The following is a 14,966-nucleotide window of genomic DNA, read 5'->3' on the forward strand; positions in this document are numbered from 1 at the left end:
TTATAGTTTAATAGTAGTAAAAATTGAATTTCTATTTGAAAGCAACGATTGATTTCCAATAACAACCTTATCAACGCCCTTTTTTAAGGCATAAAAACAATTGTCCATTTTTGGAATCATTCCTGAGTAGATTGTTTTTTCTTCTAATAATCTAACGTAATCTTGTTCGTTTATTTGCTGAATAACTGAATTTTCATCTTCTGAATCTGCTAGAACACCTTGTTTTTCAAAACAATAAATAAGAGAAACTTCAAAGATTGTACTCATAGAAATTGCGATTTCACTTGCAATTGTATCGGCATTTGTATTTAGCAATTGTCCTTTTTTATCATGTGTAATTGCACTAAAAACTGGAATTAATCCTAATGAAATCAATGAAATTAAAAGCTCGGAATTGATTTTTTTTACATCGCCAACAAACCCATAATCAATAGTTGGATGGTTTCTTTTTTGGGACTGAATTAAATTCCCGTCAGCACCAGAAAATCCAATCGCATTGCAATTGTGCGCTTGCAATTTTGCGACGATATTTTTATTAATTGTCCCAGCATACGTCATTACAGCAACATCCAGCATTGGCGCGTCGGTAATTCTTCGACCATCAATTAATTGCGGTTTTAAACCAATGCTTTCCGCCATTTTTGTAGCCAATTTTCCACCTCCATGAACAACTATTTTATGACCTTCAATAGAAGAAAAATCAGATAAAAACTGATTTAATTCAGACGGATTGTCAATTATGTTTCCTCCTATTTTTATGACTGTTAATAGTGTTTTATCTTTCATTTTTCAAAATTTTTTGTAATACTAATTGAGCCGAATAGGTTCTGTTATTAGCCTGATTCATTACAATAGAATTCTCACTGTCAATTACTTCATCGGTAACAATTACGTTTCTTCTAACAGGTAAACAATGCATGAATTTTGCGTTATTGGTCAGTTTCATCTTATCGGTAGTCACAGTCCAATTTCGGTCTGAATTGGTTATTTTGCCGTATTCATTATAATTGCTCCAATTCTTAGCATAAATAAAATCGGCGTTTTCAAAGGCTTTGTCTTGGTTGTATTCTATTTTAGAATCCTTTGTGATTTCTGGGTTCAACTCGTACCCTTTTGGATGCGTAATTACAAAATCGGCATCTTGAAGTTGCATCATTTCCACAAAAGAGTTCGGAACAGCCTGTGGCAACGCTTTTGGATGTGGCGCCCATGTTAGCACTACTTTAGGTTTATGATTTGGTTTAAATTCTTCTATTGTAATTGCATCTGCAAGAGCTTGTAATGGATGTACCGTAGCGCTTTCCATATTGATTATTGGTACAGTTGCATATTTTAAAAATCCTGAAATTACAACTTCAGAATTGTCTTTTTCTTTGTCAATTAATTCCGCAAAAGCACGAATTGCAATAACATCACAATATTGAGAAACCACCTCTGCAGCTTCTTTTATATGTTCAGACGCCCCTTGATTCATTATGGCACCGTCTTCAAATTCTAATGTCCAACCTTCATTCGTAAAGTTCATAACCATAATATTCATTCCTAAATTCAAAGCTGCTTTTTGAGTACTCAAACGCGTTCTTAAACTTGGATTAAAAAACAACATTCCTAGAGTTTTATTTTTCCCTAATTTCTTATTTTTTAAAGGATTTTTCTTTATTTCCAGGGCTTCAGAAACCCATTTGCTTAAGGAATCGATGTCTTTTAAGGAGGTGAAATTCATTATTTATGATTTTAATTCTTCTAAAGCTTCTCTCAAAACTTTTATAAAATGATTGATAGCTTCTTTCGTTATTGTTAATGGCGGGAGAATTCGAAGTAGGTTCTTATTACTTGAATTTCCTGTAAATACATGCTTTTCTAAAATTAATTTTTTTCGGAGTTCACTTACATCAAAATTAAATTCCAACCCTAACATCAATCCTTTTCCTTTTATTTTTTTGACATAAGGCATGTCTTTTATAACTTCCAAAAAGTGATTGTAGATTTGCATAGCATTTTCTTGTAACTTCTCGTTTTCGATAGTCTCTAATACAGCAATTCCTGCTGCACAAGACAAATGACTTCCTCCAAAAGTAGTTCCTAACAATCCATAACTTGCTTTGATTTTTGGCGATATTAGTATGCCACCAATTGGAAATCCATTCCCCATTCCTTTCGCAATAGAAATAATATCTGGTTTTATATCGTGGTATTGATGTGCAAAAAACTTTCCGCTTCGCCCGTATCCCGACTGAACCTCATCTAAAATAAGAACTACATGGTACTTTTCACAAACTTTTTCTAATGATTGAAAAAAATCGGTTGTACCTTCATCTAATCCGCCAACTCCTTGAATTCCTTCGATTATTACACAACAAACATCACCCTTTTCGAGTTCGTTTTCAACCAATTCAATTTTATTTAAAGGTAAAAAAGTTACGCTTTGTTGCGCATTCATTGGAGCTACAATTTTTTTATTATCCGTAGCTGCAACTGCTGCTGAAGTTCTTCCGTGAAAGGAATTTTCAAACGCAATAATTCGTGATTTTTCGGTATAAAAAGAAGCTAATTTTAATGCATTTTCATTTGCTTCAGCACCCGAACTACACAAAAACAAACTATAATCTTCATATCCAGAAAGTTCTCCCAATTTTTTCGCCAATTCCACTTGAAGTGGATTTTGAATTGCATTGGAATAAAAGCCAATTTTATCCAACTGATTTTTAAGCTTATTTACATATTCAGGATGGCTGTGGCCAATGGAAATTACTCCGTGACCGCTATATAAATCTAAATATTCAACACCGTTTTCGTCTGTGATAATGCAGTCTAAAGCCTTTACAGGAGTTATTGAATATAATGGGTAAACGTCAAATAAATTCATTTTTTGTATGTTTTATAAATTAAAAACCGCTTGATTTTAATACTATTCCTTCTGTTTCATCAAATCCGAACATCAAATTCATATTTTGAATTGCTTGACCAGAAGCACCTTTCAAAAGATTATCAATTATAGAGGTAATTAAAACATACTCGCCTTTTTTCTCTATACTGATGATACATTTATTAGTTTGAACGACTTGTTTCAAATTAATTTCTGAGGTCGTAACTACCACAAATGGGGAACTTTCATAAAATTCTTCAAAGATTTTTACAAGGTTTTCTATTGATAATTCCGTTTTAGTGTAAGTGGTTACAAAAATCCCTCTGGTGAAATCCCCACGATTAGGAATTAGAAGTACTTCTTGGTCAAAATCCTTTTGAACTTCTATCAAATTTCTGTGAATTTCACCTAAATGTTGGTGCTCAAAAGCTTTGTAATGAGACATATTATTGTTTCTCCAACTGTTATGCGTTGTTGCACTTGGTTGAACGCCAGCACCCGTACTTCCTGTTGTGGCATTAATATGAATGCTATTCTGTAACTCATTTGCGGCAGCTAAAGGCAACAAAGCCAACTGAATTGCCGTGGCAAAACAACCTGGATTTGCAATACAATCAGCTGATTTAATTTCCGATTTATTTAATTCCGGCAAACCATAAATAAAGTTTTTATCTTGGAATTTAGCATCATTCAAAAATCTGAAATCGTTTCCTAAATCAATTATTTTGGTAGTTTTATCAAATTGATTATCAGATAAAAACGCTTTTGATTTTCCATGTCCCAAACATAAAAAAACAAGATTTACTTTTGGATTTATTGTGTCTGTAAACACAAGATTTGTATCTCCTAAAAGGTCTTGATGAACACTTGCAATTGATTTTCCAGCATTTGTTGTACTGTAAACAAAATCAATTGTTACCATAGAATGATGCACTAACAAACGAATTAATTCGCCTGCCGTATATCCTGAACCACCAATAATTCCTATATTAATCATAATCCAAGTGATTTATTTGAGTGTAAATATTTTGTGCATTTCCCATAATTTTTATAAATCCTTTTGCATCGTCTGCAGTCCAAGCATTGTTCATTTCGCCGTATTGCCCAAATTTAGAATTCATTAAATCGTGCTCCGATTCAATTCCATCTAAAGAAAAATGATACGGTTGAAGCGTTACCGTTACTTTTCCAGTGACCGTTTTTTGAGTATCCGCCAAAAACGTTTCTACATTTCGCATCACAGGATCTAAAAATTGCCCTTCGTGAAATAACATTCCATACCAATTTCCCAGTTGTTCTTTCCAATATTGTTGCCATTTTGACAACACATGTTTTTCCAGTAAATGATGTGCTTTGATAATAATTAATGGAGCTGCAGCTTCAAAACCCACTCTTCCTTTAATTCCAATAATGGTATCACCAACATGAATATCTCGACCAATGGCAAATGCACTTGCGATGGCCTCTAATTTTTGAATATTCACAGACGGTTTATTGAATTCGTTATTTAATGCTACAAACTCTCCATTTTTGAATTCTAAAACTACCTTTTCAGGTGTTATGTTCTTTAATTGAGATGGAAAAGCTTCTTCTGGCAAAGGAAGATTTGAAGTCAATGTTTCTTTGCCACCAACACTCGTTCCCCAGATTCCTTTATTGATTGAATATTGCGCTTTTTCCCAAGAATAGGAAACGCCATTTTCTTGTAAAAAAGCAACTTCTTCATGGCGTGTCAATTTTAAATCTCTAATTGGTGTGATAATTTCAATTTCGGGAGCTATGGTTTGGAATATCATATCAAAACGAATTTGGTCGTTTCCAGCACCCGTACTTCCATGAGCGATGGCTGTTGCCCCAACTTTTTTAGCATATTTTATAACTTCTAAAGCTTGAAAAACACGTTCAGCGCTAACCGATAATGGGTAGGTATTATTTTTCAGTACATTTCCAAAAATCAAATACTTAATCGCTTTTTCATAATATTTCTCAATAATATCAAGATTGGTGTGTTTTGAGCTTCCCAATTCATAGGCTCTGACTTCGGTAGCTTTCAATTCCAAAGAAGAAAAACCACCTGTATTTACAAGAACGGTATCCACTTCAAATCCTTTTTTTACCAAGTATTTAAGGCAATAGGAAGTGTCTAAACCGCCACTGTAAGCTAATACTACTTTTTTCATATTTATTGTTTCTTTAAGAAAAGTGCTTGTTTGATTGATTTTAATCTGTTGAAAACTTTAAGATTAAAAGGATGTTTTTGAACAACGGTTGGTTTTTCTTTCGCATCATATAACATTCCTGTACACAAACACATTTTATTTTCTTTACTTTTTAGAATTTCAAAATTGGCACATGTTTTACATCCTGACCAAAAACTTGGGTCAGTTGTTAATTCAGAAAAAGGAACTGGTTTATAGCCCAAATCAGAATTAATTTTCATTACTGCCAAACCGGTAGTTATTCCAAATATTTTGGCATCTGGATATTTTTTTAAAGAATAGTCAAAAACCTTAGATTTAATTTCTTTGGCCAATCCTAAATTTCTATAATCGGGGTGTACAATAAGTCCTGAATGGGCTACGAATTTTCCGTGTTGCCAACTTTCGATATAACAAAAGCCAACAAATTTCCCTTTGTCTAAAGCAATCATAGCATCGCCCGATTCCATCTTTTTCTGAATGTATTCGGGAGTTCGTTTTGCAATACCTGTACCTCGTAATTGCGCAGATTTTTCAATTGTATCGCAAATTTCTTGCGAATAGCAATAGTGTTTCTCTTGTGTTATTTCTATAGAAATATTCATTTCAAAGGTTGATTTTTGATTTAATTAAATTTTTAAGAATGGAATTTATTCTTTCTTGGATATAAAATCCAGTAAAATATTGTGTTGATTTCAAAATGATAATTTAATATATGAATAAAAAATACGAAAAGTGGAACTATAGTTATAGTGTCCGAACTCCGGGTGAAGCCATGGGTGTATTTTTCCGAGAAAATGAAGTTATATGTAAACTCGATTTATTCATAATGCAATAGTACATAATTTTAAAGGTATCGAAATCCTTTTTTAAAGATAAAATTTCACTTTTACGAATATCTATTTTTTTGTACTTTAAAAAAATGAGTATTACATTTTTTTTGGTATTTTTTTAATAAATTCAAAATTAAAGTTCATTGAATATTATTTATTTCAAATAAAAAAAGCCTAACAGATTGAAATCTATTAGGCTTAAATTGTATAATTATAAAATTATTTTCTAACGAATGGCGGCAATAACTTGCTTGAAACTTCTCCAAAGCCAATTCTTACATGGCTATTTTGACAAAATCCCTTCATAATTACCGTATCATAATCGTTGATGAATTTACGTTCTGTTCCATCTTTTAGTACAATAGGATTTTTGCCTCCCCAAGTTAGTTCTAACATCGATCCAAAACTGTCTGCTGTTGGTCCTGAAATAGTTCCTGAACCCATCATATCGCCTGAATTTACGCGACAACCATTGGAAGTATGATGTGCTAATTGTTGGCTCATCGTCCAATACATATATTTAAAATTAGTTTTAGAAACTACGGTTAAATGACCATTTTCAGGTTGAATCGCAACTTCTAAATTTATATCAAATGAATGTTTCCCTTTTTGTTGCAAATACGGAAGTGGTGTAGGCTCTTGCTTTGGACTTTTAGTTCTAAAAGGTTCTAATGCATCCATTGTTACAATCCATGGAGAAATTGAAGATGCAAAATTCTTAGCTAAAAAGGGACCTAGCGGAACATATTCCCATTTTTGAATGTCGCGTGCGCTCCAATCGTTTAACAAAACCATCCCAAAAATATAATCTTCGGCTTCGTGAATTGGAATATTTTCACCCATAATATTTACGTCTGTAGTAATAAATGCTGTTTCCATTTCAAAATCTATTAATCTTGATGGCCCAAAAACAGGAGAAGTTTCGCCTGCTGGCAAGGTTTGCCCCATTGGTCGGTGAACAGGAATTCCCGATGGAATAATAGTAGAACTTCGTCCGTGGTAACCAACTGGAATGTGAAGCCAATTGGGTAACAAGGCATTTTCGGGGTCCCGAAACATTTTTCCTACGTTGGTAGCGTGTTCTTTACTGGAATAAAAATCGGTGTAATCCCCAATTAATACTGGCAATTGCATTTCAACTTCATTAATATTGAAAATAATAACTTTTCTATGTTTTGGATTGTCACGCAATTTCGGATTTTCAGCATCAAAAATATCTGCTATTCGATTCCGAACCAAGCGCCATGTTTTTTTACCATCTGAAATGAAGTCATTTAAAGTGTCTTGCATGAACATATCATCGGTTAATTCTATGTCTTCAAAATAATTTAATTGTTGTAAAGCACCTAAATCAATGGCAAAATTTCCTATTCTAGTTCCAACAGTAACTACATTTTCACGTGTTAAAAAAACTCCAAAAGGAATGTTTTGAATTGGAAAATCACTTTCTTTAGAAACTTCTAACCAAGATTTTCTTTTAGGATCGTTTGCTGATATTGGCATTTTTTTTGTTGATTATATTGTTGAAAAATATGTACCAAATATATCATAAACTAAAATTTATACAAACCTTTTTTTTGTAAATTTGCATAAAAATTAACATATACAACAAGATGCAACACGACAACCAAATTTTTGACCTTATTTTAGAAGAACAAGACAGACAAATTCACGGATTAGAGCTTATTGCCTCAGAGAATTTTGTAAGCGACCAAGTAATGGAAGCAGCAGGTTCTTGTTTAACCAATAAATACGCCGAAGGATATCCAGGAAAAAGATATTATGGTGGCTGTGAAGTGGTTGATATTGTAGAGCAAATTGCGATTGATAGAGCAAAAGAACTTTTTGGCGCTGAATATGCAAATGTGCAACCACACTCAGGTTCACAAGCAAATACAGCAGTTTATCATGCGTGTTTGAAACCTGGAGATAAAATTTTAGGTTTTGATTTATCGCATGGAGGACATTTAACGCACGGTTCTCCTGTGAATTTTTCGGGACGTTTATATACACCTTCTTTTTATGGTGTTGAAAAAGAAACAGGTTGTTTTGATTATGATAAAATTCAAGAAATTGCTACAAAAGAACAACCAAAATTAATTATTGCAGGAGCATCAGCTTACTGTCGTGATATGGATTTTGAACGTTTCAGAGTCATTGCGGATAGCGTTGGTGCACTTTTATTGGCCGATATTTCTCATCCTTCTGGGTTAATTGCAAAAGGATTGATGAATGATCCAATTCCTCATTGTCACATTGTAACCACAACCACTCACAAAACATTGCGAGGTCCAAGAGGTGGATTAATTATGATGGGAAAAGATTTTGAGAATCCATTTGGTTTAACTACTCCAAAAGGTGAAATTAGAATGATGTCGTCTTTATTAGATTTAGCAGTGTTTCCAGGAAATCAAGGTGGTCCTTTAATGCATATTATTGCGGCAAAAGCAGTGGCATTTGGAGAAGCATTAACAGATGAATTTTTCCGTTACTCTCTACAAGTTCAAAAAAATGCAAAAGCCATGGCGGAAGCATTTATGAAAAGAGGTTACGATTTAATATCTGGTGGAACTGACAATCACATGATGTTAATTGACTTAAGAAATAAAAATATTAACGGTAAAGAAGCCGAAAATGCATTGGTGAAAGCCGAAATTACTGTAAATAAAAATATGGTTCCATTTGATGATAAATCACCATTTGTAACTTCAGGAATTCGTGTGGGAACACCAGCAATTACAACTCGTGGATTGGTAGAAAGTGATATGGAAACGATTGTTGAATTAATTGACAGAGTTTTGATGAACCACACTGACGAAGCTGTAATTGAGCAAGTTGCAGATGAAGTTAATGAAATGATGGGAGAAAGAGCAATGTTCGTTTTCTAAAAAAGAGTGCAGTTTTAAGGTTTAAAGTTATAGCAATTTTAAACTTTGAACTTTAAACTTTAAACTAAAATATATGTCAGTTTTAAGATTAAAATTACCAACAGATCCTCGTTGGGTTAATATTGTGGAAACCAACATCGAAGAAATCCTTTCTGACCACGCTTGGTGCGAACAAAAAGCAGCTTCAAATGCCATTACAATAATTACCATTAATTCTGAATATCCTGATTTGGTTTCGGATATGTTGGCGTTGGCCAAAGAAGAAATCGAGCATTTTCAGATGGTTCACAATATTATTAAAAAGCGTGGATTGACATTGGCACGGGAACGAAAAGACGAATATGTTGGCGAATTAGCACAATATATGAAGAAAAGCAACAACGGAAGTCGGGTTTCTGGTTTTGTAGAAAGGATGTTGTTTTCGGCGATGATTGAAGCCAGAAGTTGCGAACGATTCAAAGTACTTTCAGAAAATATTAAAGACGAAGAATTGTCTGTTTTCTACAGAGAATTAATGGAAAGTGAAGCGGCACATTATACTACTTTTATTACCTACGCTCGAAAATACGGACACGGAATTGATGTTGAAAAAAGATGGCGCGAATGGATTGAATTCGAAGCTTCTGTAATAGCAAATTATGGAAAACGAGAAACAATGCACGGATAAATCTAAATTCAATTTCTAAAATGATTTCAATATCTGAAGCCAAATCTACTGACTTTCCTGTGATTCGAGAAATTGCAAAAACAACTTGGCCTGTTGCTTATGGTTCTATTTTATCAAAAGCTCAATTAGATTATATGTTGGAGAAATTCTATTCGGATGCTGCTCTAAATGATAATTTCAGTACTAAAAACCATCGTTTTTTATTGGTTAAAGAAGAAAACATTTGCTTGGGATTTGCATCTTATGAACATCATTATTTGGGTGGAACTAAAACCAGATTGCATAAAATTTACTTACTTCCTGAATCTCAAAGAAAAGGTGCTGGAAAATTACTACTTGCCGAAGTAGAAAAATTAGCCTTTGAAAACGATGATACTATCATTTCATTGAATGTAAATCGGTTCAATACTGCTTTCAATTTCTATAAAAAATTAGGTTTTGAAAAAGTGGGCGAAGAAGATGTTGAGCTAGATTTTGGCTATTTGATGGAAGATTATATTTTAGAGAAAAAATTGAAGTGATTCCAAATAAGTAGTAAGTTTGATAAAGTGTCGTTTTCTATAAATATGAAATTGAGTATAATTATCAAATTTTGATAGTTTTTTTATAGACTTTTGACTTTACGACATTATAACTTTCGACTTACTTATCTCACAATAATATCATACTTATAAAGCAATCCTTTTACGCCTTCTAAAGAGAAAATTGCTTTCTTAATTTTAGTTTTTTCTGGATTGATTGTATAATTGTAACTCGTTTTGAAATTTGTTTTATTGGCAATGGCTTTATCAAATTCACTTCGATACAAGTCACAGTTTTCAAATACCACTTCACTTAAGTCAGTTCCCATAAAGTCAACAGCCACAAGACTTGTATCGGTAAATGTAAAACCTTTCATCTTCAAAGCATAGAATTTTGAAAAGTCTAAAATGCAATCTTTAAAGTGAATTTCAAAGATAAGCTTATCAATCATTGCAAAATTGACATCGCTAATTTTACATTTATTAAAAAACACCGTTCTCAAACAAGTGTGATTAATTTTGGCAGCATTAAAGTTGCAATTATTAAAATTACAATCTATAAAAGTCGAAGCCATAAAGATACAATTTGTAAAATCACAGTTTGTAAAAGTGCAATTTTCAAATTCTTTATAACTGATTTCGTTTTCACCAAAAGTAATTCCATTGTGCTCGACATCAAGAAAATAGTCACTCATTAAATCCTTTGGATAAATAGTAAAATTACGATGCGTTTTTTATATTTTAGATTTCAATTCGTCAGCATCAATAGCACTGTGGGAAACATCATAAACCGATTTCCCTCCAACTATTAATATTAATTGCGGCGATTGATGAACGACATCAAAACGAGAAGCAATTTCATTAGAAATATCGCGAAAAGTAATTAAATCTAAAAAATAAGGCGTGACTTGATCTGACAAATCAAATTCTTTTTCAAAATTCTTCAAAGCCATTCGGCTAATACTACAGCGGGTGCTGTGTTTGAAGATCACCACCGGTTTTTTATTTGAAAGTTGGCTGATTTCATTGAGTTGTCCCAAATCTGAGAGGGAAACCCAATTTATTTTTGAAGGATTTGTAGTGTTTTCTGAAGTTTTAAAAATTGAATTAAAAATACTCATAGTGAATTTAGATGAATTAATGATTTTGCAAAGTTATCTAAATATCTGTCAAATAATACGACTATAAATATAAATTTACAATCGAAACTTAAGAAGGTCTTCCTCTTTCATAGTAAATGTTTATTTGGTGTAAATCCATTTAACTCTTTTAAATCTCTGATAAAATTCATTCACTTTCAGCAACTGGGGGCAAAAAAAAAATCGAAAGTTAAACTTTCGATTTTTATAAGAACTATTATTTCTTTGATTTTTTCTTTTTGCTTGCAGCTTTTTTCTTAGCCTTTTTTTCTTTCAATTTCTTTTTGGCTTTTTCTTTTTTGGCTTCATCTTTTTTCTTTTTATTCGCTTTTTTCTCTTTTTCTTTTTGCTTATCTTTTGCTTTTTTCTCTTTTTCTTTCGTTTTGTCTTTCATTTTTTTTAATTTTTTAAGGTTCTTTTTATCCAATTTCTTGGAGTTTTGATAGGTAATACTTTCTACTTCAACTAATAAATCTGTTAAGAGAATTTCGCTATTCACTTCTAATTCAGTAGCAATAGTTGTAACTTCAATTGCTGGTTTTCTTACTGCTGGTTTTCGAGGAGCAACCACTTTTTTTGTTGCTGACTGATCGTTTATAACTGCTCCTTCATTTTCAGGAGTGCTATTTTCTGTTTGTTCATTCACTTCCATTTTTAAATATATTTGATTAATAGTATGTTAATTTAATGTTATACAAATGTAATTCAATTGTAAACAAATCCAATGTTAAGTTTTTAGATTCGATGAAAACTTAACATTGGAAATTAAAATTCACTACTGAAATTAGGGTTTAATCGGTTAATCGATCATTTAGTTATTCAAAATCTGTTTAAATCTGTTTTGTAAACTTATCTGAAAGGATACTATTTAAAAAAGCAATAACATTTAATTAACTTTGTTTTATCTATTAAAAGATAGATTTTCTTATTTCTCTATACACCGCTTGACTTCTATAATTTGAACACAAAAATCATCTAAAACTCCTAACAAATGTTTGTTAAAGCTAAATTACAGCGTCAATTTATGTAATAAATTTGTTGAATAATTTAAAAAAAAAACATGAAAACATTTAAAAATTTAGTAGTAGCATTTATTTTAGTAACGAGCTTGGCAACTTATGCACAGAATACAAAAACTGTAGTAGAAAACGCCATTGCATCAAAAGACCACACTACACTTGTAGCAGCTGTTAAAGCAGCAGGATTAGTAGAAACTTTGTCTGGAAAAGGACCGTTTACAGTTTTTGCACCAACAAATGCAGCATTTGCAAAATTACCAGCGGGTACAGTTGAAACATTGTTGAAGCCTGAAAACAAAGCAAAATTACAAGCAATTTTGACTTACCATGTTGTTGCAGGAAATTTAGATAGCAAAGCGGTAACTGCTGCTATAAAAGCTGGGAATGGAAGCGCAACACTTACAACGGTTCAAGGGGGAAAATTAGTTGGAAAATTTGTTGGAAAAAACATCGTGCTTACGGATGAAAAAGGAAACAAATCAACAATTACTGCGGTAGATATTAAATCTACTAATGGTGTTATCCATGTGATTGATTCGGTAGTATTACCAAAATAATTTAATGCATTATTGATTAGAAATCCCGCTATTGCGGGATTTTTTTTTGCATAATAGTATCAAAAATAACATTTAAAATTATTCTTGAACTTAGTTGGGGAGTTGGGAACGCTATCCTCTCCATACATCTTTCAATTTTGTTAATCTGAATTTATTTCAGATTCTAACTTTCATTTAGATGCTGAAACAAGTCATAACAAATATAAATAATGATGGTGAATTACAGAAACTACTACTCCTATGCAAAACTTCAAGACTTTCGATACATTTTTTTAAGTACTATTTATAAAAATAACTATTTTTGCAGTCTAAATACTTAGCGATGCCAGAGAATAAATACAAAATAGCGGTTATTCAATTGAATTTGAATGATGTTGCGGAGAACAACCTTAAAAAATGTTTGTCTTGGGTTCGTGAGGCCGCAAAAATGGGTGCCGAGGTTATTTCGTTGCCGGAATTGTACAGCAGTCATTATTTTTGTCAGAGTGAAGATGTTGATAATTTTGCTTTGGCAGAGCCACTTTACAGTACTTCGTTTGTGGCTTTTAGTGCTTTGGCAAAGGAATTGGGCGTGGTGATTGTTGTTCCTTTTTTCGAGAAAAGAATGGCTGGAATTTATCATAATAGCGCTTATATTATTGATACTGATGGTTCGGAAGCAGGATTGTACCGCAAAATGCACATTCCAGATGACCCTCATTTTTATGAAAAATTCTATTTTACGCCTGGAGACTTGGGTTTCAAAGCTTTTCCGACGAATAAAGGAAAAATTGGAACGCTAATTTGTTGGGATCAATGGTTTCCAGAAGCAGCACGATTGACGGCTTTGAAAGGGGCTGAAGTGTTGTTTTATCCCACTGCAATTGGTTGGCATCCGTTGGAAAAGGAGCAATATGGCGAAAATCAGCACGGTGCTTGGATGAATGTTATGAAGGGGCACGCTGTTGCAAATGGCGTTTATGTTGCTGCTGCAAACAGAATTGGATTAGAACAATACTTGCCAAATACTTCGGGAATTCAATTTTGGGGTTCTTCGTTTATTGCAGGACCACAGGGTGAAATATTGGCGCAAGCCTCGCACGATAAAGAAGAAATTCTGATTGCAGAAGTGGATTTGGAATTACAAGAAAATGTGCGTCAGAATTGGCCATTTCTACGAGACAGAAGAATTGACGCTTTTGGGGATCTTACTAAAAGAGCCATCGACTAATGACAAATTCAAGAAGATTTCCAGCAGAATGGGAAAACCAACAAGGGATTTTGCTTTGTTTTCCTAATAATGGCATCGATTGGCCGGGGAAATACGGAGCGATTCAATGGGCTATTGTAGAATTTATTAAAAAAGTTACCACTTTTGAAGAAGTAGTTTTGGTAGTTGCCGATGAAAATCTGAAAGCAAAAGTCATAGGAATGCTTGAAACTGCAGCAATTAATTTGAAAGTAGTTTCGTTTATAATTCATAAAACCAATAGAAGTTGGATGCGCGATTCAGGACCGATTATCGTGAAAAACGGTTCTAAACGAGAAGCCTTGAATTTCAATTTTAACGGTTGGGCGAAATATAAAAACTTTCAATTGGATAAATTTGTTCCTTCAAAAGTTGCAGAAGCACTGAAACTTCCCTTAACACAAGTTACTTACAAAGGAAAACCAATGATTTTAGAAGGTGGTGCGATTGAAACCAACGGAAAAGGAACACTTATTACGTCGGAAGAATGTTTGATGCATCCTACGATTCAAGTTAGAAATCCTGATTTCACAAAAGCAGATTACGAAGCTATTTTTAAAGAATACCTTGGAATTACAAATGTTATTTGGTTGGGAAACGGAATTGAAGGCGACGATACGCATGGTCATATTGATGATTTATGTCGATTTGTAAATGAAAATACGGTGGTTACTATCGTTGAATCGGATACAAAAGACAGCAACTATAAACCTCTTCAAGACAACTTAAAACGATTGCAAAACGCAAAATTAGAAGATGGAAAACCATTGAATATTATTGCATTGCCAATGCCGAAACGCATTATTTTTGATGGATTGGTTTTGCCAGCAAGTTATGCGAACTTCTTAATATTAAACAATTGTATTTTGGTTCCTACTTTCAATGATGTCAATGATAGAATAGCTTTGAATGTTTTGGCAGAATGTTTCCCAAACCGTGAAGTCATCGGAATTAGTGCCATTGATTTGATTTGGGGATTTGGAACATTGCATTGTTTGAGTCAGCAAATACCGGCTTGAAAAAATATATTTCATAAAAAAACACCAACTT

Annotated in this window: 16 protein-coding genes; 6 read left to right on the forward strand and 10 right to left on the reverse strand. The window is 32.9% G+C overall.

Going from position 1 to position 14,966, the window contains the following annotated elements:
• From argB to fahA, 7 genes are all read right to left on the reverse strand, one after another.
• On the reverse strand, nucleotides 1–786 hold the full coding sequence (argB, locus tag AC9UEH_RS01735; RefSeq protein ID WP_509527883.1) for an acetylglutamate kinase: 786 nt from the start codon (nucleotides 784–786) through the stop codon (nucleotides 1–3).
• Nucleotides 776–1,723, reverse strand: a complete 948-nt coding sequence (locus AC9UEH_RS01740) for an N-acetylornithine carbamoyltransferase (RefSeq protein ID WP_509527884.1) — start codon at nucleotides 1,721–1,723, stop codon at nucleotides 776–778. Before AC9UEH_RS01740 ends, argB begins: the two co-directional genes overlap by 11 nt.
• A 3-nt stretch (nucleotides 1,724–1,726) precedes the next feature.
• A complete protein-coding gene (locus AC9UEH_RS01745; protein WP_509527885.1) occupies nucleotides 1,727–2,866 on the reverse strand; it encodes an aspartate aminotransferase family protein in 1,140 nt (379 codons plus the stop codon).
• A 19-nt stretch (nucleotides 2,867–2,885) separates the two neighbouring features.
• Nucleotides 2,886–3,863 (reverse strand): N-acetyl-gamma-glutamyl-phosphate reductase, encoded by a 978-nt coding sequence (gene argC / locus AC9UEH_RS01750; RefSeq protein ID WP_509527887.1) that lies wholly within the window; start codon nucleotides 3,861–3,863, stop codon nucleotides 2,886–2,888.
• Nucleotides 3,856–5,046, reverse strand: coding sequence for an argininosuccinate synthase (locus tag AC9UEH_RS01755; RefSeq protein WP_509527889.1), 1,191 nt, complete (start codon nucleotides 5,044–5,046; stop codon nucleotides 3,856–3,858). The genes argC and AC9UEH_RS01755 overlap by 8 nt, the downstream gene beginning before the upstream one ends.
• A gap of 2 nt (nucleotides 5,047–5,048) precedes the next feature.
• Nucleotides 5,049–5,669, reverse strand: a complete 621-nt coding sequence (locus AC9UEH_RS01760) for a GNAT family N-acetyltransferase (RefSeq protein ID WP_509527890.1) — start codon at nucleotides 5,667–5,669, stop codon at nucleotides 5,049–5,051.
• A gap of 447 nt (nucleotides 5,670–6,116) precedes the next feature.
• Nucleotides 6,117–7,400 (reverse strand): fumarylacetoacetase, encoded by a 1,284-nt coding sequence (gene fahA, locus AC9UEH_RS01765; protein ID WP_509527891.1) that lies wholly within the window; start codon nucleotides 7,398–7,400, stop codon nucleotides 6,117–6,119.
• 110 nt (nucleotides 7,401–7,510) lie between these two features.
• Here fahA and glyA point away from each other — a divergent pair, with 110 nt between their 5' ends.
• The 3 genes from glyA (at nucleotide 7,511) to AC9UEH_RS01780 (ending at nucleotide 9,973) form a co-directional block, all read left to right on the forward strand.
• Nucleotides 7,511–8,785 carry a serine hydroxymethyltransferase gene (glyA, locus tag AC9UEH_RS01770; protein ID WP_509527892.1) on the forward strand — a complete coding sequence of 425 codons (1,275 nt, stop codon included), beginning with the start codon at nucleotides 7,511–7,513 and terminating at the stop codon, nucleotides 8,783–8,785.
• Between the two features lie 73 nt (nucleotides 8,786–8,858).
• Nucleotides 8,859–9,452, forward strand: a complete 594-nt coding sequence (locus AC9UEH_RS01775; protein ID WP_509527893.1) for a MiaE family protein — start codon at nucleotides 8,859–8,861, stop codon at nucleotides 9,450–9,452.
• Between the two features lie 20 nt (nucleotides 9,453–9,472).
• Entirely contained in the window at nucleotides 9,473–9,973 is a 501-nt protein-coding gene (locus tag AC9UEH_RS01780; protein ID WP_509527894.1) for a GNAT family N-acetyltransferase, read from the forward strand.
• A gap of 125 nt (nucleotides 9,974–10,098) precedes the next feature.
• On the opposite strand, the gene AC9UEH_RS01785 is transcribed toward AC9UEH_RS01780, so the two are convergent.
• From AC9UEH_RS01785 to AC9UEH_RS01795, 3 genes are all read right to left on the reverse strand, one after another.
• Nucleotides 10,099–10,668 (reverse strand): pentapeptide repeat-containing protein, encoded by a 570-nt coding sequence (locus tag AC9UEH_RS01785; protein WP_509527895.1) that lies wholly within the window; start codon nucleotides 10,666–10,668, stop codon nucleotides 10,099–10,101.
• Between the two features lie 39 nt (nucleotides 10,669–10,707).
• Complete coding sequence (gene ytxJ, locus AC9UEH_RS01790) at nucleotides 10,708–11,094, reverse strand: bacillithiol system redox-active protein YtxJ (RefSeq protein WP_509527896.1); 387 nt, start codon at nucleotides 11,092–11,094, stop codon at nucleotides 10,708–10,710.
• A 235-nt stretch (nucleotides 11,095–11,329) separates the two neighbouring features.
• On the reverse strand, nucleotides 11,330–11,764 hold the full coding sequence (locus tag AC9UEH_RS01795) for a hypothetical protein (protein WP_509527897.1): 435 nt from the start codon (nucleotides 11,762–11,764) through the stop codon (nucleotides 11,330–11,332).
• A 408-nt stretch (nucleotides 11,765–12,172) separates the two neighbouring features.
• Between AC9UEH_RS01795 and AC9UEH_RS01800 the strand changes: the two genes are divergently transcribed.
• The 3 genes from AC9UEH_RS01800 (at nucleotide 12,173) to AC9UEH_RS01810 (ending at nucleotide 14,935) form a co-directional block, all read left to right on the forward strand.
• The gene (locus AC9UEH_RS01800; RefSeq protein ID WP_509527898.1) at nucleotides 12,173–12,688 is read left to right on the forward strand and encodes a fasciclin domain-containing protein; all 516 of its coding nucleotides are present in this window, start codon (nucleotides 12,173–12,175) and stop codon (nucleotides 12,686–12,688) included.
• A 322-nt stretch (nucleotides 12,689–13,010) separates the two neighbouring features.
• Nucleotides 13,011–13,898, forward strand: a complete 888-nt coding sequence (locus tag AC9UEH_RS01805; protein WP_509527900.1) for a carbon-nitrogen hydrolase — start codon at nucleotides 13,011–13,013, stop codon at nucleotides 13,896–13,898.
• Nucleotides 13,898–14,935, forward strand: coding sequence for an agmatine deiminase family protein (locus tag AC9UEH_RS01810; protein WP_509527902.1), 1,038 nt, complete (start codon nucleotides 13,898–13,900; stop codon nucleotides 14,933–14,935). Before AC9UEH_RS01805 ends, AC9UEH_RS01810 begins: the two co-directional genes overlap by 1 nt.
• The last annotated feature ends 31 nt before the right edge of the window (nucleotides 14,936–14,966 follow it).

The sequence above is a fragment of the Flavobacterium sp. genome (genome assembly GCF_040402835.1).
Lineage (GTDB): Bacteria > Bacteroidota > Bacteroidia > Flavobacteriales > Flavobacteriaceae > Flavobacterium.